Below are 21,240 nucleotides of genomic sequence, written 5' to 3'. Positions count from 1 at the left end.
TGTAGGGTGGTATATCCATGGGTTGCAAGACAGGCCAGAGTGAATATCAGTTGCGGCTATATTAAGCGGAGTCGAAGTGCAGTGCTCCTGTCCTGCGACTCCGCTCAGGATGAACGGGCTGTATCGGTAGTAAAACTTTCCTCCACTGCTTGCACTGTCAGTTAGTAGCAACTGCATAGCCTTATCCGCCGATTCAGGACTGCGTACAACCCGATCGTTTTGCCACATTCTTCTGCTCCTGCTCTTGCTTCAGCCTTTGGTTCAGAACGTTGATCCGTGTGCGCATCTGGTCAATATTATCATTAAGCGATAGACGTTCATTTTCCAAAGCGGGTAGGCCAGAGAGTTTTTCAAACCTCAGTACTTTTGCTGTTTCGTAACTGTTCAGCACCCCCACATAAATCTGGAATTTTCTGATTTTTATACCATCCTCTTAAGCACCATTTTTCCACAATATTCGCCAGCATGATTCCAGAACTACCCGCAACTATGTCGGCTGAGATTCTCTTGAAAGAGAATGCAGAGCTGCGGATGAGAGTTGCCTGTCTGGAAGAGCGATGTCGAGAATTGGAAGAAAAGGTTGGCAAGAACAGTCAAAACAGCAGCAAGCCGCCATCGTCTGATGGTTATCAAAAACCTTGTAAAAACAGTAATTCTCCAGATCATTCTGACGACCTTTCCGCAGATAAAGGTACCGATCCATCGGATGAAAAACCCAATCCTAAAAGTCTGAGACAGTCTTCTGGTAATAAAGCCGGTGGAAAGAAAGGGCATCAGGGCACTTGTCTTAAACAGGTCGATATCCCTGACTATATTGAGTACCTTCCGGTTAAAGAATGCAATAAATGTCAGGCGTCTCTTCTTGATAGTGAGCCGGTCAAATATATTGAACGACAGGTGTTTGAACCAGGGAGACCGGGTGAATTTGAAGTAACGGCCCATAGAGCTGAAGTAAAAATCTGCACTTGTGGTTGTCGGAATCAGGCTGAATTCCCGGAAGGTGTTACCGCTGCCGCACAATATGGCTCAGCCACACAGGCTATGGCCGTCTATCTTAACCAATACCATTTCCTGCCTTTTAAGCGCGTGTCAGAGTATTTTAATACTCTCTATAAAATGAGTGTAAGTGCAGGCACTGTCGCCAATTTTGTGGCCAGAACCTATGAAAATCTGGCTTCTACTGAAGAGGTTATTCGTGACGCCTTGCGGGAATCGTCTGTTGCCGGAGCCGATGAAACGGGTATGCGGGCCGAGGGCTCTTTGCACTGGCTACACGTTATGCGGGATGAACAATGGACGCTCTACTACTTGTCTGAAAAGCGAGGTCGTGAGGCCATGGACACGATGGGCATACTGCTAACATTTGCAGGCGTTCTGGTTCATGATCATTGGAAATCCTATTTTGCATATGCGGCAACTCACGTACTTTGCAATGCCCATCACCTGAGGGAGCTTTTGGGTGTTGTTGATAGGGACAGCAATCAACTGGCGTTGCGATTGATGAAGCTACTGAGGCTTTCCTGGCATTACTGCAAGGGCTTTAAGACCATAGGTATGCTACAGATGCCAAGTGTTGTCTGTGAACGAATCGAGAAGATTTATGACCGGTTGCTTCAGCGGGCTCTAATGAAAGAAGTCGTCTATATGGAGAAGCAACGAGAGGAGCTTAAGCGCAAGAAAGTCAAGAATACTAAAGCTTACAATCTCTTCAAACGACTCACTGAGTTCAAGGCTGAGACACTGCGCTTCATGTCAGATTTTACCATTCCCTTCGATAACAATGGCAGTGAGCGGGATGTTCGAATGGCCAAGTTAAAGCAGAAAATCTCAGGCTGCTTCAGGAGTGCAGACGGTGGTTCTATGTTTGCACGGATTCGCAGCTATTTGTCGTCTGCCAGAAAACAGGGAATGGACATATATCAATCACTTCATAGAGCTGTTCGGAATTACTGTAATATGCCTTTGCTCAGTGCTGAATAGTTACGCTGTCCCTATCAACAACACCCAAAAGCTCCCTCAGGTGATGGGCATTGCAAAGTACGTGAGTTGCCGCATATGCAAAATAGGATTTCCAATGATCATGAACCAGAACGCCTGCAAATGTTAGCAGTATGCCCATCGTGTCCATGGCCTCACGACCTCGCTTTTCAGACAAGTAGTAGAGCGTCCATTGTTCATCCCGCATAACGTGTAGCCAGTGCAAAGAGCCCTCGGCCCGCATACCCGTTTCATCGGCTCCGGCAACAGACGATTCCCGCAAGGCGTCACGAATAACCTCTTCAGTAGAAGCCAGATTTTCATAGGTTCTGGCCACAAAATTGGCGACAGTGCCTGCACTTACACTCATTTTATAGAGAGTATTAAAATACTCTGACACGCGCTTAAAAGGCAGGAAATGGTATTGGTTAAGATAGACGGCCATAGCCTGTGTGGCTGAGCCATATTGTGCGGCAGCGGTAACACCTTCCGGGAATTCAGCCTGATTCCGACAACCACAAGTGCAGATTTTTACTTCAGCTCTATGGGCCGTTACTTCAAATTCACCCGGTCTCCCTGGTTCAAACACCTGTCGTTCAATATATTTGACCGGCTCACTATCAAGAAGACTCGACTTTAGAGTCTGTATAAAACGATAATTCGGTCAGCTTTTTATAGTGAAGCAAGCCGAAATCAGTGAACTGTTTTTCCAAGTTCGTTATTACTTCCGTTTTTTGCCTAAAAGCCTTTAGTTATGCTGCTTCTGAATTATCCGGTATTAACTGGTCGATCAGATCGCGAAAATTGAACTCATATTTTTGCTTATATCTGTTCCAGCCCTTGCGAATAGAGAACCTCGGAATAATTCCTGAAAGAGCAATTTTCATCATGCCTGCAGTGGTTGTATCCGGGCTTCTCCAGGGTATCCGAGAAATATTCAGACATGCCTGATTTTTACAAACGGTTAATAACTGCAATAATGCATAGCCTGCCATTTTCAAATGCATCCATCGAAGCAGTGTTCGCAATTTCTGCTGCCATAAATGGCAACAGCCAAAAGCATGTTTGAGTTGGTGAAACATTGGCTCTACCGGCCATCTCCGGGAATAGGCACGAAGCACCTCCAGTCCCTCAAGTTCCGGATTGGTCGAGATGAATATTCTGCTTTCGGTCAGACCTTTGTCATTTTCAAAGCGACTCCAGACGACGCGTACTTCACGACCTTTAAGGAATCTGGCGCGACAGATCAGGGTACGATAACGTATTTTGCGAAATTTGCCGTACATCCATACTGTTGCTTTTTCTTCCGGCAGTTTCTTAACCTGTTCTGTCGTCATCTTGATGCCGTACTTTTTTGGGCGCCCTCGCTTCTTTACGGTGGGTGCTGGCGGCAAAGCATAGAGGGCCCGATTTGAAGGTATCTGACCAACAACTTCTATGTTCATTTCCAGAGCTGGCTTTATCAGTGTCCAGTTCATATACCAGCAATCGGTTAGCAGGCGTAGCACTCGATCCTTCACTTCATTGCGTACCACCCTGAGCATGGCCACGGCAATTTTCAGTTTGCTGGTGTTACCTGAAGCTGGTGTCGGAAATGAGATCACCGGTATGGCGGTAAATACTTCATCTGCAGCCCGCTCAAATATGATGGCCAGGGAAACCCAACACTGCCCCCAGATGTACGTCGGCCGATTGCGTTTCTTGCTGTGTTGATGATGTGTACGACAAGCAGGGGCTTTGTCGGAAAACCGTTCGATTACCCAGTCATCAAGCCCCAGGACCACAGGTTGATTCTCAGGAGCTTTGGAGCAGACCAGACGGATCAAGTGGCGTGCCAAGTTCTTCCATTGCCACTTGCCCTGAGATAGCCAGTGGTGGTAGCTGCTCCACACACAATGAAAATCAATTGTTAACAACGCCTGTGTAACAAAGCCGTCGGCTGAAAGCATGCAACCGAACAGCAGTTCGCAGAACGTTGGTACTGCAGTTGATGATAGCGCTCCAGCAAGAAAGGTTGTATATGAAGCGAGCTCCCTGAGGATTACTTGATGATCTGAAGTGAGCATGGCAACCATCTCGAATTTCGTCATTGGGGATGGTTGCTTTTAGCAGATTATGCGCCGGAACTATTGTGCTCTTAAAACTCTAAAGTCGAGTATCAAGAAGAGACGCCTGACATTTATTGCATTCTTTAACCGGAAGGTACTCAATATAGTCAGGGATATCGACCTGTTTAAGACAAGTGCCCTGATGCCCTTTCTTTCCACCGGCTTTATTACCAGAAGACTGTCTCAGACTTTTAGGATTGGGTTTTTCATCCGATGGATCGGTATCTTTATCTGCGGAAAGGTCGTCAGAATGATCTGGAGAATTACTGTTTTTACAAGGTTTTTGATAACCATCAGACGATGGCGGCTTGCTGCTGTTTTGACTGTTCTTGCCAACCTTTTCTTCCAATTCTCGACATCGCTCTTCCAGACAGGCAACTCTCATCCGCAGCTCTGCATTCTCTTTCAAGAGAATCTCAGCCGACATAGTTGCGGGTAGTTCTGGAATCATGCTGGCGAATATTGTGGAAAAATGGTGCTTAAGAGGATGGTATAAAAATCAGAAAATTCCAGATTTATGTGGGGGTGCTGAACAGTTACGCTGTTTCTAATGATTTTTCATAAAATTTTCTGAGATCTTTCAATTTATCTATGCGCAGTTCCCCGGGGTGGGCTGATTGGGAACATTTCAGAACCTGTTCCTCCAGATCTTTAGACTGACGACCGTATTCTTTCCAGTAATCATTACACTCTTTTTTAACAAGTTCTCGTCCAAAAACTCTGCAGCCTATGCGTGCCAAGGCTTAGAGGGAAAAAATCAAGTTTTGTTTTGACGCCTTTTTCAACCAGTTTTCGGGGGCTACAGCGGAGTTGATGTGATTTTCCTGTAAATTCAGAGCACGTCAAATCTCTGTAGGCTACGTGGCCCAAGGGCTATAGTTTTTGGATGGGAACTAACAAGCTCTATCCTCTGATTAACCTCACTGTTGGTCGCAGTGGTTTGTTGACTGTCACTGATATTACCCTTGTAGGGTTGCAGCTTTTCCTTCAGTTCATTGAATTGGGAACGAAGCCCTGCCCGGACCGTGTCATAATGACTGCCGCTCAATGCTTTAAGCTCTATTCTTGCCTGCTCAAACAGCGCGTCCACTTCTGCTATCTCGTCTTGTCCCGGGTGACCGGAAAAAAAGTCCATGGTAGTGCGCGCTTTATCGAAGAGTTCTTTAACTTTTTTCTGAACAATCTCGCCTTTCTGTTCTGCTATTTTCTGCAGCCTGAGGCCCATATTCCGGTGTCTACCCAATAATTCCTGACGTTGCGCCCTGTCACGTATTGTTTCGCACCGGGCTACTGCCTCATCAAGATACCCCTTGGCTTGTGCTGCACGTTGTTCATTAAAGCCGTATGGGTCGCTTTCTGCAGTGTTAATCAACGCTTCAGCAGCATCCAGGTTTTCGATAATGTCGCTTACAGGGCCAGAGTTTGACAATGGTGCTTTTGATATTGCTGCCTGCCCATCAGCTCCCCGATTAGCCAGATTCAACACTGCTTTCTTGCCCCCGGAAATCGGCTCACTGGCAACATGACCGTTGACTTCATCAAGCAATTGCTGCATCCCTTCAGCAATGGTGCTCTCTGATTTTTTCATCAGCACGCAAAAACCGTGCCCCAAGGGCCGATCCGCAATACCACTGTTTGCTTCAGTCTGAAGCCTGAGGATCAGGCCAGTCACGATCCTGACCTTTTGCTCCTGGCTGCGCCCCTGACTATCATCCACCGGCAGCCCACAGGCATCAAAGTCTTTTTTCAGGTTACTCAAATTGAAGGACTTCGCACCTTGCTGGCGCTCTGCCCTTCGGCACATACGCTCGGCGATATTCTCAACCGCCTCACGCCCCATACCTCGTAAGAAACTGTCAATGGTGCTTAGACCGATAGTCCAGCGATCAAACTTTACCGGGGCTGTGCTGGCACTTCCGCCCTTATGACCGCCATGAAATTGGGGTTGGGACACCGCTGTGCTTTGGGCAGGCCTTCTTTCGGCAGGCATTGATGGCATATGCATGGCCAGTTTCTTCCCGACTCCAAGGTTCAATATTAGAGTTCAGAGTTTTGCCACAAGACAAAGTTCCAACATTGGATTAGACGATTTAATTATTGCCGGGGGAGGTTGATAGCCATTTTTTAAATCACTTAAACGACATTTATTAAATACTGAATAACTTCCGTATCGCCTTCAGTAGCAACGGCACAGCCTCATCATGCAGTTTTTCAGCAGCAATCATAAGCGGGGTTTTCCCAATGGCTCCACCCTCTTCTTCAACCCGGCAGGCAGAGTACAGCACTTCTCTCGCTTCTTTGCGCTTTCCATCGATCAGGAGCGTATCCACCGCGCCCAACAACAGCTTTATTACCTCAATATTTCCCAGGCTGGCTGCAATATACAACGGTGTTGCTCCCTCTGGCCGGGCTCTCTTAAGTACCGCTGTAATGGCAGAAGACCTTTTCGCTGCTGGTAATGCTTGCAACGCCCGCATGAACTGCCCCACGCTTTTATTATGCCCGCCTGCTACCGCACTCAGGAGTGGGAGGGCCTGAGTCAGCTGATTGGCAATTTGCCCGTAGCCGGAATCCATAGCTACTTTCAGTGGCGATCTATTGCGTGTATCGACTGCGCCCACCAGTGCTCCGAAGACAGCAACTTGTTCTGCTTCCGGGAAGCTTGCTAACTTATTCAGGATTTGCTCAACAACTTTGCTCTGGCCAAAGCCAGCCGCAACATGAAGCACAGTGGCCCCATTTTGGTCAGCGGCATTCACCACAGCAGTGAAAACTTCAAGCCTTTCGGTTTCCGGCAGTTTGCCCAACACATCCAGCAATAGCCCTGCAACCTCGTGATGCCCTTTGAAAGCAGCCCAATGCAGCGGTGTTGCTCGATGTGCGTCCACGGCAAGCATCACCGTTGGGATTGCATCACGCCTTTCAGATTTCGTTATTCTGTCCAGAGCTTCCAGAAAGTGTGCCACAACCGCCTGTTGATCGCTCCAGGCAGCCAGGTGAAGCGCTGTTCCCCCGTCGTTGCCGGAGAGCGTCATTACCGTGGTGACGGCCTGACACCGTTTAGATTCAGGCCAGGTCGCCAGAATTTTCAGTATCCGGTCGACAATATCGGTTTGCCCGTTCCGGGCAGCACTCAGGATGGGGAAAGCCTGCAGAAGTTCCGATACCTGTTCTTGCCTTTCGTTGACCACATAACTATATGAAAACCCGGTTTCCCCCGCCTCACAGAGGCAATCCATGAGCTGGAGGATGTCATGATTCCTTGATGCGTCTCCGAGTGCTTCTGGTAGCCTTTTCAGGGCCGCCAGTAACTCAACTACCAGTGTGTCGTATCTTTCCAGATCGGCCACATCCAGCGTTGAAAGCACGTTTTCTCTGGCATGATAAAGCACTGCCATAACAGCAGTCAGCCTCGCTGATTCTGACAATGTATTCAGGCGCAAAAGGGCATCGTTGAAAAGCTCAACAGCAGTGTGTGCATCTCTTGTTTCCCCCTCTGTGTAGACCGCACCTGGCAAGGCTCTGGTCAACAGGCGTGTAATCCTGGAATACCCCCCGGAGCGAGCTTGCGCGACAGGTGTTTTCCCAAACAGATCAGCGGCGTTTACCAGGGCAGCGATGGTATCTGGCGTTTGTGTTTTTGCCAGGGCAGCCAGCAGCCGGGTAACAATCTTATTGTGACCAAAAGCAGCAGCCATATAAAGCGGTGTTCTGCCGAATCGGTCTGCCGCGCTCAGTACCGCCCTGATAGCCCCGGGCTTGTTCTCCTCGGGTAATCCATTCAGGGCATCCAGAAACTGGTCTACAACTTTTATGTGTCCGAATTGTGCAGCCCAAAACAACTGAGTTCTACCGTTCGGGTCGGCCATATTCAGAACCAGCAGAATAACCTCAGATTTGTCGGGTTCCTCCAGTATACTCAGGTTGGCTACTGTCTCCGCCAGAACCTTGGTTTGTCCGCCCTGAGCAGCGGCCAGAAGCGTGGTTTTCATTGCCTTGTTAGCAATCAACAGTTTTAAGCACTCCACATGGCCGTTACGGGCAACCGTGTACAGCAAGGTAATAAGGTCAGCAGCATTGAGAACCGCCCCGGCATCAGTCAGGGCTTGCAGGCAGTCGATATGCCCTTTCCAGGCAGTGATGGACAGCGGGGTTTCGCCCCAATCAGTAGCGGCAGCGGCATTGAGATCCGCCCCGGCATCGATCAGGGCTTGCAGGCAGTCGATGTGTCCTTTATAGGCAGCTATGAACAGCGGGGTGACGCCATCAGCGGCATTAAGATCCGCCCCGGCATCGATCAGGACTTGCAGGCAGTCGATGTGCCCATACTCGGCAGCGATGGACAGCGGGGTGACGCCATCCTTAGTAGCGGCATTGAGATCTGCCCCGGCATCGATCAGGGCTTGCAGGCAGTCGATGTGCCCATTCTGGGCAGCCATGTACAGCGGGGTGTAGCCATTAGTAGCAGCATTGAGATCCGCCCCGGCAGCGATCAGGGCTTGCAGGCAGCCGATGTGCCCATTCTGGGCAGCGATGTAAAGCGGTGTGGCGCCATTCTTATAAGCAGCATTGAGATCCGCCCCAGCAGCGATCAGGGCTTGCAGGCAGCCGATGTGCCTATTCTGGGCAGCGATGAAAAGCGGTGTGGAGCCATTCTTATTAGCGGCATTGAGATTCGCCCCGGCAGCGATCAGGGCTTGCAGGCAGCCGATGTGCCCATTCTGGGCAGCCATGTACAGCGGGGTGACGCCATCCACCGTAGCGGCATTGAGATCCGCCCCGGCATCGATCAGGGCTTGCAGGCAGCCGATGTGCCCATTCTGGGCAGCGATGAAAAGCGGTGGTGTGGAGCCATTCTTATTAGCGGCATTGAGATCCGCCCCGGCAGCGATCAGGGCTTGCAGGCAGTCGATGTGCCCACTCTGGGTAGCGATGTGCAGCGGGGTTCTGCCATTCTTAGTAGCGGCATTGAGATTCGCCCCGGCAGCGATCAGGGCTTGCAGGCAGCCGATGTGCCCATTCTGGGCAGCGATGAAAAGCGGTGTGGAGCCATTCTTAGTAGCGGCATTGAGATTCGCCCCAGCAGCGATCAGGGCTTGCAGGCAGTCGATGTGCCCTTTCTCGGCAGCGATGTACAGCGGGGTGACGCCATACTTAGTAGCAGCATTGAGATCCGCCCCGGCAGCGATCAGGGCTTGCAGGCAGTCGATACGCCCTTTCCGGGCAGCGATGTACAGCGGGGTGTCGCCATCATCATTAGAGGCATTGAGATCCGCCCCGGCAGCGATCAGGGCTTCCAGGCAGTCGATGCGCCCTTTCCGGGCAGCGATGTACAGCGGGGTGTCGCCATCTTCATTAGCGGCATTAAGATCCGCCCCGGCAGTGATCAGGGCTTGCAGGCAGTTGATGTACCCATTCTCGGCAGCGATGTAAAGCGGAGTGCTACCAGTCCTGGTAACGACATTGAGATCCACGTCTCCGATGGAGAGTAGAGATATCAGCCGTTCTCTCTCGTTGTTCATGACGGCCCGATGCAGTGGATACCCCGACTCGTTAGTTTCTTCCACCTGTGCTGTTGGATTAACCAAACCGGCGGACTGAACTTCATTCAGTGCATCCTGCAGCAAAAGCGCAACGCTATTGTGGTTTTGTTGGCAGGCAAGCTGGAGCGGGGTATTCCCATCATTGTCAGTGGCATTCAATAACCTTTGAAAGGCTGTGGACCTTTTGGTTTCCGGCAGTCCGTCCACAGCTTTCAGCAACTGCTCCACCACCTTGTTATGCCCTTCGTGAGCAGCCAGGTGGAGCGGGGTTCTTCCCAGCCTGTCGGCCGCATTGATAACAGCCAGGTTAGAACCACCGGGCCTTTGTCCCTCAGGCAGTCGATCCAGGGCAGCCAGCAACTGCTCCACGGCTTGCTCATGCCCTTCCCGGGCAGCGACACAGAGCGGGTATACCCAACTCTCACCTGGCAAACCCGATACCGCTGCCCGATAAGCTAACGCCGGGTCTCCCGCCAGTAACTCCTGTAACCAGGCAATCCGGTTGTGGCGACAAGCGGCCAGTATCGGTGGTTCATTCAGAGGGTTTGACCGGTCTGGATGAATGCTGGTGTCAGAGACAGGTCGTGCTGTCAGCGGGCTTTGCAGTTTTTCGTGCGGGTGGGTGGTTGTCCGTTTGGCCTGGTTATCCGGGGAGGTCATGGTACTTACGGTGTTGTTATGTTGCGATGATTCCCGGCCAAAAGTCTCTGCCACCGTCGCCCTTTGTACATTTCTTGTTAAAATCGATTGGCCAGCAACCGGGTCCATCCCCTCAATGGACCCGCTTATAACAGGGAGGGTTACTGGCCTTACAGGGCTGCCGTCGTCAGTTGCAACGGTACAGCCTGCACCGGCCAACCCGGCTTGGTGGGCAGTGTAGGGTGGTATATTCATCGGTTGCAAGGCAGGCCAGAATAAATATCAATTGCGGCTGTATTAAGCGGAGTCGAAGTGCAGTACTCCTGTCCTGCGACTCCGCTCAGGATGAACGGGCTGTATGGGTAACAAAGCTTTCTTGCACTGCTTGCACTGTGAGTTAGTAGCAACTGCATAGCCTTATCCGCCGATTCAGGACTGCGTACAACCCGATCGTTTTGCCACATTCTCCTGCTCCTGCTCTTGCTTCAGCCTTTGGTTCAGAACGTTGATCCGTGTGCGCATCTGGTCAATATTATCATTAAGCGATAGACGTTCATTTTCCAAAGCGGGTAGGCCAGAGAGTTTTTCAAACCTCAGTACTTTTGCTGTTTCTAATGATTTTTCATAAAATTTTCTGAGATCTTTCAATTTATCTATGCGCAGTTCCCCGGGGTGGGCTGATTGGGAACATTTCAGAACCTGTTCCTCCAGATCTTTAGACTGACGACCGTATTCTTTCCAGTAATCATTACACTCTTTTTTAACAAGCTCTATCCTCTGATTAACCTCACTGTTGGTCGCAGTGGTTTGTTGACTGTCACTGATATCACCCTTGTAGGGTTGCAGCTTTTCCTTCAGTTCATTGAATTGGGAACGAAGCCCTGCCCGGACCGTGTCATAATGACTGCCGCTCAATGCTTTAAGCTCTATTCTTGCCTGCTCAAACAGCGCGTCCACTTCTGCTACCTCGTCTTGTCCCGGGTGACCGGAAAAAAAGTCCATGGTAGTGCGCGCTTTATCGAAGAGTTTCTTCGCGACTCCAAGGTTCAATATCAGAATTCAGAGTTTTGCCACAAGACAAAGTTCCAACATTGGATTAGACGATTTAATTATTGCCGAGGGATATTGATAGCCACTTTTTAAACGACTTAAACGACATTTATTAAATACTGAATAACTTCCGTATCGCCTCCAGTAACAACATCACAGCCTCATCATGCAGTTTTTCGGCAGCGATCATAAGCGGGGTTTTCCCAATGGCTCCACCCTCTTCTTCAACCCGGCAGGCAGAGTACAGCACTTCTCGCGCTTCTCTACGTTTTCCATCGGTCAGGAGCGTATCCACCGCGCCCAACAACAGCTTTATTACCTCAATATTTCCCAGGCTGGCTGCAATATACAACGGTGTTGCTCCCTCTGGCCGGGCTCTCTTGAGTACCGCTGTAATGGCAGAACACCTTATCGCTCCCTCTGGTAATGCTTGCAACGCCCGCATGAACTGCTCCACGCTTTTATTATGCCCGCCTGCTACCGCACTCAGGAGTGGGATGGCCTGAGTCAGCTGATTGACAATTTCCCCGTAGCCGGAATCCATAGCTACTTTCAGTGGCGATCTATTGCGTGTATCGACTGCGCCTACCAGTGCTCCGAAGACAGCAACTTGTTCTGCTTCCGGGAAGCTTGCTAACTTATTCAGGATTTGCTCAACAACTTTGCTCTGGCCAGAGCCAGCAGCCACATGAAGCGCTGTTCCCCCGTCGTTGCCGGAGAGAGTCATTGCCGTGGTGACGGCCTGACACCGTTTAGATTCAGGCCAGGTCGCCAGAATTTTCACTATCCGGTCGACAATATCGGTTTGCCCGTTCCGGGCAGCACTCAGGATGGGGAAAGCCTGCAGAAGTTCCGCCACCTGTTCTTGCCCCTGGTTGGCCACATAACTATATGAAAACCCGGTTTCCCCCGCCGCACAGAGGCAGTCCATAAGCTGGAGGATGGCATGATTCCTTGATGCGTCTCCGGGTGCTTCCGGGCACCTTTTCAGGGCCGCCAGTAACTCAACTACCAGGGTGTCGTATCGTTCCAGATCGGCCACATCTAGCGTTAACAGTACGTCTTCTCTGGCATGATAAAGCACTGCCATAACAGCAGTCAGCCTCGCTGATTCTGACACTGTATTCAGGCGCAAAAGGGTATCGTTGAAAAGCTCAACAGCAGTGTGTGCATCTCTTATTTCCCCCTCTGAGTAGACCGCACCTGACGAGGCTCTGATCAACAGGCTTGTAATCCCGGAATGCCCCCCGGAGCGAGCTTGCACGACAGGTGTTTTCCTAAACAGATCAGCGGCGTTTACCAGGGCAGCGATGGTATCTGGCGTTTGTGTTTTTGTCAGGGCAGCCAGCAACCGGGTGACAATCTTATCGTGACCAAAAGCAGCAGCCATATAAAGCGGTGTTCTGCCGAATCGGTCTGCCGCACCCAGTACCGCCCTGATAGAACCGGGCTTTTTCTCCTCCGGTAGACCATTCAGGGCATCCAGAAACTGGTCTACTACTTTTATGTGTCCGAATTGTGCAGCCCAAAACAACTGAGTTCTACCGTCCGGGTCGGCCATATTCAGAACCAGCAGGATAACCTCAGATTTGTCGGGTTCCTCCAGTATACTCAGGTTGGCTAATATCTCCGCCAGAACATTGGTTTGTCCGCCCTGAGCAGCGGCCAGAAGCGTGGTTTTCATTGCCTTGCTAGCAATCAACAGTTTTAAGCACTCCACATGGCCGTTACGGGCAGCCGCGTACAGTGCGGTGAAGCCATCCACTGGAGCGAGATTTAGATCCGCCCCAGCAACGATCAGGGCTTGCAGACAGTCGATGAGCCCTTGATCGGCAGCGGTGTGCAGCGGGGTCCAACCATTGCTGGTAGCGGCATTAAGATCCGCCCCGGCATCGATCAGGACTTGCAGGCAGTCGATGAGCCCTTCCTGGGCAGCCATGTACAGCGGGGTGCAGCCATTCTTAGTAGCGGCATTGAGATCCGCCCCGGCATCGATCAGGGCTTGCAGGCAGTCGATGTGCCCTTCCCGGGCAGCTGCGATGTACAGCGGGGTGAAGCCATATCTAGTAGCGGCATTGAGATCCGCCCCTGCAGCGATCAGGGCTTGCAGGCAGTCGATGTGCCTATTCTGGGCAGCGATGTAAAGCGGTGTGTCGCCATTCTTATTAGCAGCATTGAGATCCGCCCCGGCAGCGATCAGGGCTTGCAGGCAGTCGATGTGCCCTTTATAGGCAGCGACATACAGCGGGTATACCCAATTCTTGCCTGACAAACCGGATGCCGCTACCCGATAAGCTAACGCCGGGTCTCCCGCCAGCAACTCCTGTAACCAGGCAATCCGGTTGTAGCGACAGGCGGCCAGTATCGGTGGTTCATTCAGAGGGTTTGACCGGTCTGGATGAATGCTGGTGTCAGAGACAGGCAGTGCTGCCACCGTAGCCCTTTGTACATTTCTTGTTAAGATCGATTGACCAGCAACCGGGTCCATCCCCTCAATGGACCCGCTTATAACAGGGGGGGTTACTGGCCTTACAGGGCTTCCGTCGTCAGTTGAAACGGTAAAGCCTGCACCGGCCAACCCGGTTTGATGGGCAGTGTAGGGTGGTATATTCATGGGTTGCACGGCAGGCCAGAGTGAAATCAGTTGCAGCTATAGTTAAACGGAGTCGAAGTGCAGTGCTCCTGTCCTGCGACTTCGCTCAGGATCAACGGGCTGTATCGGTAGTAAAACTTTCCTGCACTGCTTGCACTGTCAGTTAGTAGCAACTGCATCGCCTTATCCTGCCGATTCAGGATTGCGTACAACCCGATCGTTTTGCCACCTGCTCCTGCTCCTGCTCTTGCTTCAGCCTTTGGTTCAGAACGTTGATCCGCGTGCGCATCTGGTCAATATTATCATTAAGCGATAGACGTTCATTTTCCAAAGCGGGTAGGCCAGAGAGTTTTTCAAACCTCAGTACTTTTGCTGTTTCTAATGATTTTTCATAAAATTTTCTGAGATCTTTCAATTTATCTATGCGCAGTTCCCCGGGGTGGGCTGATTGGGAACATTTCAGAACCTGTTCCTCCAGATCTTTAGATTGACGACCGTATTCTTTCCAGTAATCATTACACTCTTTTTTAACAAGCTCTATCCTCTGATTAACCTCACTGTTGGTCGCAGTGGTTTGTTGACTGTCACTGATATTACCCTTGTAGGGTTGCAGCTTTTCCTTCAGTTCATTGAATTGGGAACGAAGCCCTGCCCGAACCGTGTCATAATGACTACCGCTCAATGCTTTAAGCTCTATTCTTGCCTGCTCAAACAGCGCGTCCACTTCTGCTACCTCGTCTTGTCCCGGGTGACCGGAAAAAAAGTCCATGGTGGTGCGCGCTTTATCGAAGAGTTCTTTAACTTTTTTCTGAACAATCTCGCCTTTCTGTTCTGCTATTTTCTGCAGCCTGAGGCCCATATTCCGGTGTCTACCCAATAATTCCTGACGTTGCGCCCTGTCACGTATTGTTTCGCACCGGGCTACTGCCTCATCAAGATACCCCTTGGCTTGTTCTGCACGTTGTTCATTAAAGCCGTACGGGTCGCTTTCTGACGTGGTAATCAACGCTTCAGCAGCATCCAGGTTTTCGATAATGTCGCTTACAGGGCCAAAGTTTGACAACATTGCTTTTGATATTGCTGCCTGCCCGTCTGCTCCCTGACTAACCAGATTCAACGCTGCCAGCCTGCCCTTCAGGTCTTTGAACAATCCACCCTCTTGCTCCTCCATGGACAATCGGCTCATTAACACTTTGAGATCGTGTAATTGATCGTCAGCTTGCATCAGCACATCTTCATTCAGGGCTGCACCCTTCTCATTATTAAGCTCCTGGGTTTTTATTAACTGCTCGATATTATTAATCTTCTGTCGCTTAACTGCTTGTTTGCTGGTATTGAATAAATCCCTGAGCTGACTCTCTTGCTCTAGCAATTCAGTCCGTTGTAATCCCGCAGGCTGACTATCAATCAAGGTACTTATCTGGCTTAACCTGTCTTCTATATGGTTAAAAAAATCCATAATCTGGTCAGTATCGGGCAGCGCTTTGTGCTTACTGTATTTGAAATCATTAAGGTCGGTGGTCAACGCTTCAATATCATTGAGAATACCGAAATACGTTTTCATATCGCCCAGCTGGCGACTGAATGATTCCAGACGCTCCACCAGCTGCAGACGCTGTTCCTCACCGGCAAGCGCCAATTCACCGACGGACCGGGATAGCCTGGCAATGTCCCGCTCAATCGACTGTATATCCCTGCTGCTCCCTATATCAGCATCTTCCAGCTGATCCAGACGACGGTGAAAATCCTTAACCTGAAGCTCCTCAAATTGCTTGCCGACCTCGCTGAATTTTCCGGAATAATGTTTACGCCCCAACGGTTCCAGACTGGCCAGTTCTGCTTTGATCCACTGCATCTGATTTCGACACTCTGTTACCTGATCATCCGCCCAGGGTTCCCCCTGCAAACGGTCAATTTGAGCACCCAGATACGCCAGCTTTGTGCCGGTCTCAAGGGATAAGGCATCATAGGAGGGCGGCGGTGCCAGCGGTGGTGCTGCCGGATCGGGTTGACCGGCAGGAGACCCACTGAATGCCGGCAAGACACCGTCTTCTGCCACGATTTTGCCAGCACCATTACTGACACCCTCGCCAACACCTTCATGGGATGCCCCCCCGGTAACCGGCTCGCCGGCAATATGGCCGTTGACTTCATCAAGCAACTGCTGCATCCCCTCCGCGATAGAGCTTTCTGATTTTTTCATCAGCGCGCAAAAACTGTGCCCCAGGGGCCGATCCGCAATACCACTGTTTGCTTCAGTCTGGAGCCTGAGGATCAGGCCCGTCACAATCCTGACCTTTTGTTCCTGGCTGCGTCCCTGGGTACCATCCAACGGTAGCCCGAAGGTACCAAAATCTTTTTTCAGGTTACTCAAATTGAAGGATTTCTTACCCTGCTGGTGTTCTGCCCTTCGGCACATACGCTCGGCGATATTCTCAACTGCCTCACGCTCCTTGCCCCGCAGGAAAGTGTCGATTGCGCTTAAACTGATCGTCCAGCGATCATACTTGACCGGGGCTGCACTGGCACTGTCACCCTCTCCATGAAATTGCAGTGGGGACACAGTGGCGCTCGGGGCAGGCATTGATGGCATATGCATAGCCGGTTTCTCCTGGGCTTTAAGGTTCAATATCAGGGTTCAGAGTGCTGCCACAGGATAGAGTTCCAACATTGAATTAGACGATTTAATTATTGCCAGAGAATTTTAATAGCTTCCTTTAAAAGGCAATTGTCATATAATGACAAATAACTTCCGTATCGCCTCCAGTAGCAACTTCACAGCCTGATCATGCCGGTTGCTGGCAGCGATTCTGAGCGGTGATATCTCCATTATGGCCCCACCCTCTTGTTCAACCCTGCAGGCAGAGTACAGCACTGCCCTGACTTCCTGGCGCTTGCCATCAGCCAGCAGGGTAGACACAGCGCCCAACAACAGCTCGATCATCTCGATATTTCCCTGACTGGCTGCAATATACAACGGTGTTGCTCCGTCTGCCCGGGTTGCCTTTATTGCCGCCATGATGGCAGAACACCTTGCTGCCCCCGGTAACGCTGCCAACGCTTGCATGAACTGCTCCACACTTTTGTTATGCCTGCCAAGGACTGCACTCAGGAGCGGGAAAGCCTGAATCAACTGATCAACGATTATCTCGTAGCCGTTATCGACAGCTGCAAACAGCGGTGATCTATTGTGTGTGTCGAGCACGCCTGCCATTGCTTCAAAGACAGCTATTTGTTCTGCTTCCGGGAAGTCATCCAAAGTAATCAGGAATTGCATTACCACTTCTTCGTGCCCTTCGAAAGCAGCCCAATAAAGGGCAGTGTTTCCATTTCGGTCGGTGGCACTTACCACAGAGGTGAAGGTTTTCAGTCTTTCTGTTGCTGGCAGTCTGCCCACAGCATTCAGCAATTGCGCCACAACCTGGTAATGCCCGCGGCAAGCAGCCCAATGCAGCGGTGTTACTCCATGCACGTTCACGGCATGCATCACCTTCCGGATGGGATTAGTGCTTTCATGTTCCGACATTCGGTTCATGTTTTTCCGCCAATGTGGCACTACCTCCCATTGATCTCTCTGGCCAACCATGAGGAGCCCTGTTCCCCAGTCTTTTTCGGAGACCCTCATCACCGTCATGACTGCCAGGCAACGTTGAGATTCAGGCCAGGTCTCCAAAATACTCAAAATCCGGGCGACAATGGCCGTTTGTCCGTTCCGTGCAGCACTCAGGATAGGGAAAGCCTTCAGAAGTACCGTTACCTGCTCTTGCCCTTCGCTGGCCACATAGGTATAGGAAAGTCCGGCTTCACCGTCCTCACAGAGGCAATCCATGACCTGGAGTATTGCATCATTCCTTGAAACGTCTTCTGGTACTTCTGGCAACTTTATCAGAGCCGCCAGTATGTCAGCCACCAGCGGGTGGTGACTTTCCAGAGTATTCACATCCAGATCCAATAGCACGTCTTCTCTGGCATGATCAAGCACGGCCATGACCGTATTCAGTTTCGTCTCTTTCGGCAATGTTTTCAGGCGTAATAGGGAATCGTTGAAAAGCACGACGACAGTGTGTGCATCGCTTGTTGTTCCCCCTGTGCAGACTGCATTCGGGAAGGCTCTGGCCAGCTGGTTTTCGATCTGGAAATGCCCGAAAGAACGAGCTTGCGAAACAGGTGTTTTACCAAACAGGTCGGCTGCGTTTATCAGGGCCGCGATGGCCCATGGCTTTTCTGTTTTTGCCAGTCTATGCAAAGCAACCAGCAACTGGCTAACAATATTAGCCCGGCCAAAAGCAGCAGCCATATACAACGGTGTTCTACCCAATCTGTCTGCAGCACTCAGCATTGCCATGGTAGCTCTGTTTTTTTTCTCATCCGGCAGGCCTTTCAAGGCAATCAGAAACAAGGCGACTACTTTTTCGTGCCCGAATTGTACAGCTTGGCACAGCAGAGTTTTACCGTTCTGGTCAGCCACATTCATTACCTGCATGATGGCTTCAGATTTTGCCGGTTCCTTCTGTGTTTTCAGTGTGTCCAGTATCTCCTCCAGAACCCTGGTTTGCCCCTCCCGGACCGCGTTCAGAAGTACCATATTCACTCCCTTGCTATAAAGCAGCAGCTTCAGGCAATCCTTCTGCCTGTTTCTGGCTGCATAGCGTAGGGACGTCCAGCCATGGTAATCTTTCTCGTTGACCAGTATGCCGGGAACCGTCAGTAACGCCTTGACGCACTCCAGATGACCGAAAAGGACAGCCAACATAAGGGACGTACGCCCCTTATTGTTCTTTTCATTGACCAGAATACCGGGCACACGCAGTAACGCCTTGACGCACCCGACGTGACCGTAACGGGCAGCAAGGAGCAGAGGTGTCCAGCCATCGTTATTCTTTTTATTGGGCAGAATGTTATTGGCCAGAATGTTATTACCCAGAATGCCCGGGGTGGCCAGTAACAACCTTTCCAGGCACTCAATGTTGCCCTCTTTTGCGGCCCGGTGCAGGGAAATCTCCCCGTCTTTCTGCAGAGAATCCCGCTGCCCACACTCAACGTTATGATGGTGGGTGGACATCAGTTTGGCATTATTATCCGGGGGGCAAACAGAACTTTCGCTACTGCCCTGTGGCGATAATTCCCGGCCGAAAGTTTCTGCCACCTCAGCCCTTTGTACATTTCTTGTTAAGATCGATTGGTCAGCACCTGAGTCCATCCTCTCAACGGACCCGCTGATGACAGAGGTGATTATTGATCTTGCAGGGCTCTCGTCGTCAGATGAAACGGTATAGCTTGCACCAGACAACCCGGCCTGATGAACAGTGTAAGGTGATGTATTCATGGGTAGCAAGACACACCACAGCGAATTTAGTTCCGGCCATTACCATTGGATTTTCGATTTATGGCCAACACATGACCACTGTCCAACAATGAAAGAACCTGAAAAAACCAGTGACATCGGCAGATAAAAGCCAAGACAGGACTATTACAAATATATTTTATGATGTTATATTGTAAATTACCTTTTCTGAAAGCCTGTGGTTCAGTTCCATTTATTGAGATGAATTTCAGCACAGATAAAGGGAATAAAGTGGCAAGGACGACACTTTTTATGAATAGCCATAAAAAAATGCCAAAAAATAAAACAACAAGGGTTGCAGTTTCCCAGCAGTTCCTTCAATGTAATAGTTGTAGGATTTAAGCTGTATGGAAGCGACCAAGAAGGAAATGGAAGCTATGCTGGTAGGTACAGTCAAGTGGTTTAATAACCCTAAAGGGTATGGATTTATCCAGGCTCAAGAAGCAACAGAGAATCAGGATGTTCTCATTCATTACTCTGTTATTGAGATGGACGGCTTTAAAACCCTGAAAGCAGGCCAGGTTGTCAGCTTTGAGATCGGTCACGGCCCTAAAGGTCTGATCGCCACTAAAGTCGTTCCGGATAACGGCAATGCCACTACCAACGAAAGTACTCAGAGTGCAACTCAGGAAGAGTCATTCCCGGTTTAAACTGGATATGAACTGCCCGAATGCTCTTTTGAATGAAAGACAGTAGCGTGTTATTCTCCGCAATACTTTCGTTGTGGAGAAACCCCAATTATGTCAAAAGACTGTTTGTTGCTATTATTTCCAGTCACCCTTTTATAAAAAGAATCCTTGACTGATTAGCTGGTGAACAGGTCTGCTTTTTTCAGTTTATGCTGGTTAATAAAAAGCCATAAGTGCATTTCCTGATTCGCCTATGAATAGTCATACAGATTTTCGCTATCTTTATTGTGTTTTCGTGGAGATGATCTTATTGACCCTTTTGAAAGATCCATGTTTTCATCAACCATTGACTGATAAATCCAAGACAAGGTAGTACAGTGCTGATGGACAGTTCCCCCTTCCTTCTTTCCAGCTCCCTGATGATTGTTGCAGTGATTGCCTGGTATCTATGGCTTACTTTCAGCCCTTTCAAAGCCAAAACCAACGCCCTTCTTTTCGAGCAGGATAAACGTGCTTTTTTTGGCCAGCTGGATATTGCTGTTCGCAGTCACTTGATGGTTTTGCCTTCTTTGCCCGTTGGCGACGTTCTTGAATCTGATAAGTTCGGACGCACCGCAAGGGAACTTGATATCAAAAGAAACCACCGGTTTGATTTTGTGCTCTATCATCGCAAAAAGATGGAAGTCTGTTGTGTGATCAACCTCATTCCCTACAATGCAAAGTCCAACTCAAAAAAATTCAAGCTACTTCGTCAGCTCTGTGAAGCGGCAGAACTGCCACTGCTCGAATATGACATGAAGCCCTGGCGGGATGTTACCGAATTGAGACGCACCGTTCTTGCCAGCTGTGGATTTGAAGAGGAAGGCACTCCGGATTACGAACTGCCGCCCCCAAGAGAAGTGATTGCCGAAGTCGAGACCATGATTGATCCTCAATGCCCAAAATGTCATAGCTCCATGAAACTGCGTACGCTTAAAAAAGGCCCTCAGGCCGGGCTGGGCTGCTGGGTTTGCAGTACCTACCCCAGCTGCAAGGGGGCCAGAATGGTTCACTCCTGATGAGCAGCACTGGCTACGTCAGTTCGACGAAGCCAGAACCGTTCAGAGCGATCAGGCAGACTTAAGAATCAGGGTGGCCAGAGGCGGCAATGTCAGAGTTAGACTGTAGGGCAAATGATGCATCGGGCTTTCTTCTGCTTCAAGCCGCTCTCCTGGCGAAACACCACTTCCTCCAAAGCGCACATCATCGGTGTTCAACACCTCAGAATATCGACCTGCCCCAGGAACACCGATGCGATAATGCTCGCGCACGACCGGTGTCAGATTACAAATAATCTGCACTGAGTTCCCTTCATTAT

At 50.2% G+C, this 21,240-nt stretch carries 12 protein-coding genes and 1 pseudogene; 3 read left to right on the top strand and 10 right to left on the bottom strand.

Annotated features, from left to right (window positions below; translation table 11 throughout):
* Positions 1-465 precede the first annotated feature (465 nt).
* Positions 466-1,980, top strand: coding sequence for an IS66 family transposase (locus MJO57_RS10305; protein WP_252017330.1), 1,515 nt, complete (start codon positions 466-468; stop codon positions 1,978-1,980).
* On the opposite strand, the gene MJO57_RS10300 is transcribed toward MJO57_RS10305, so the two are convergent.
* The 9 genes from MJO57_RS10300 to MJO57_RS10260 form a co-directional block, all read right to left on the bottom strand.
* Complete coding sequence (locus MJO57_RS10300; protein WP_252025097.1) at positions 1,967-2,566, bottom strand: transposase; 600 nt, start codon at positions 2,564-2,566, stop codon at positions 1,967-1,969. The two genes, MJO57_RS10305 and MJO57_RS10300, sit on opposite strands and share 14 nt — an antisense overlap.
* 163 nt (positions 2,567-2,729) lie before the next feature.
* Positions 2,730-4,067 carry a transposase gene (locus MJO57_RS10295; RefSeq protein ID WP_252017304.1) on the bottom strand — a complete coding sequence of 446 codons (1,338 nt, stop codon included), beginning with the start codon at positions 4,065-4,067 and terminating at the stop codon, positions 2,730-2,732.
* Between the two features lie 55 nt (positions 4,068-4,122).
* Positions 4,123-4,536, bottom strand: a complete 414-nt coding sequence (locus MJO57_RS10290; protein WP_252025095.1) for a DUF6444 domain-containing protein — start codon at positions 4,534-4,536, stop codon at positions 4,123-4,125.
* A gap of 381 nt (positions 4,537-4,917) precedes the next feature.
* Positions 4,918-5,925 carry a hypothetical protein gene (locus tag MJO57_RS10285; protein WP_252025093.1) on the bottom strand — a complete coding sequence of 336 codons (1,008 nt, stop codon included), beginning with the start codon at positions 5,923-5,925 and terminating at the stop codon, positions 4,918-4,920.
* Positions 5,926-6,232: 307 nt separating this feature from the next.
* On the bottom strand, positions 6,233-10,342 hold the full coding sequence (locus tag MJO57_RS10280; RefSeq protein WP_252025091.1) for an ankyrin repeat domain-containing protein: 4,110 nt from the start codon (positions 10,340-10,342) through the stop codon (positions 6,233-6,235).
* A 354-nt stretch (positions 10,343-10,696) separates the two neighbouring features.
* Positions 10,697-11,317: a hypothetical protein gene (locus tag MJO57_RS10275; protein ID WP_252025089.1), complete on the bottom strand. Its 621-nt coding sequence runs from the start codon at positions 11,315-11,317 to the stop codon at positions 10,697-10,699.
* Between the two features lie 112 nt (positions 11,318-11,429).
* Complete coding sequence (locus tag MJO57_RS10270) at positions 11,430-13,931, bottom strand: ankyrin repeat domain-containing protein (RefSeq protein WP_252025087.1); 2,502 nt, start codon at positions 13,929-13,931, stop codon at positions 11,430-11,432.
* Between the two features lie 175 nt (positions 13,932-14,106).
* On the bottom strand, positions 14,107-16,509 hold the full coding sequence (locus tag MJO57_RS10265) for a hypothetical protein (protein WP_252025085.1): 2,403 nt from the start codon (positions 16,507-16,509) through the stop codon (positions 14,107-14,109).
* A 132-nt stretch (positions 16,510-16,641) separates the two neighbouring features.
* Positions 16,642-19,056, bottom strand: a complete 2,415-nt coding sequence (locus tag MJO57_RS10260) for an ankyrin repeat domain-containing protein (RefSeq protein WP_252025083.1) — start codon at positions 19,054-19,056, stop codon at positions 16,642-16,644.
* Positions 19,057-19,601: 545 nt separating this feature from the next.
* On the opposite strand from MJO57_RS10260, the gene MJO57_RS10255 reads away from it, so the two are divergent.
* Together MJO57_RS10255 and MJO57_RS10250 are read left to right on the top strand one after the other, a co-directional pair.
* On the top strand, positions 19,602-19,904 hold the full coding sequence (locus MJO57_RS10255; RefSeq protein WP_305881912.1) for a cold shock domain-containing protein: 303 nt from the start codon (positions 19,602-19,604) through the stop codon (positions 19,902-19,904).
* A gap of 398 nt (positions 19,905-20,302) precedes the next feature.
* Positions 20,303-20,941 carry a DUF2726 domain-containing protein gene (locus tag MJO57_RS10250; RefSeq protein WP_252025081.1) on the top strand — a complete coding sequence of 213 codons (639 nt, stop codon included), beginning with the start codon at positions 20,303-20,305 and terminating at the stop codon, positions 20,939-20,941.
* A 51-nt stretch (positions 20,942-20,992) separates the two neighbouring features.
* Here the strand turns inward: MJO57_RS10250 and MJO57_RS10245 are convergent.
* Positions 20,993-21,235, bottom strand: a pseudogene (locus MJO57_RS10245) (alpha amylase C-terminal domain-containing protein); the annotation flags it as partial.
* Between the last annotated feature and the right edge of the window lie 5 nt (positions 21,236-21,240).

This window comes from Endozoicomonas sp. SCSIO W0465 (genome assembly GCF_023716865.1).
In the GTDB taxonomy this organism is placed as follows: Bacteria; Pseudomonadota; Gammaproteobacteria; order Pseudomonadales; family Endozoicomonadaceae; genus Endozoicomonas.
Note: the sequence above shows the minus strand (reverse complement) of the source record. Positions and strands in the feature narration are given on the sequence as shown.

What these genes read in the sequence shown, in the direction of transcription:
- MJO57_RS10305 (WP_252017330.1), top strand. Translation starts at nt 466, where the DNA reads ATGATTCCAGAACTACCCGCAACTATGTCGGCTGAGATTCTCTTGAAA.
- MJO57_RS10295 (WP_252017304.1), bottom strand. Translation starts at nt 4,067, where the DNA reads ATGACGAAATTCGAGATGGTTGCCATGCTCACTTCAGATCATCAAGTA.
- MJO57_RS10290 (WP_252025095.1), bottom strand. Translation starts at nt 4,536, where the DNA reads ATGATTCCAGAACTACCCGCAACTATGTCGGCTGAGATTCTCTTGAAA.
- MJO57_RS10285 (WP_252025093.1), bottom strand. Translation starts at nt 5,925, where the DNA reads ATGGGGCGTGAGGCGGTTGAGAATATCGCCGAGCGTATGTGCCGAAGG.
- MJO57_RS10270 (WP_252025087.1), bottom strand. Translation starts at nt 13,931, where the DNA reads ATGAATATACCACCCTACACTGCCCATCAAACCGGGTTGGCCGGTGCA.
- MJO57_RS10265 (WP_252025085.1), bottom strand. Translation starts at nt 16,509, where the DNA reads ATGCATATGCCATCAATGCCTGCCCCGAGCGCCACTGTGTCCCCACTG.
- MJO57_RS10255 (WP_305881912.1), top strand. Translation starts at nt 19,602, where the DNA reads ATGGAAGCGACCAAGAAGGAAATGGAAGCTATGCTGGTAGGTACAGTC.
- MJO57_RS10250 (WP_252025081.1), top strand. Translation starts at nt 20,303, where the DNA reads ATGATTGTTGCAGTGATTGCCTGGTATCTATGGCTTACTTTCAGCCCT.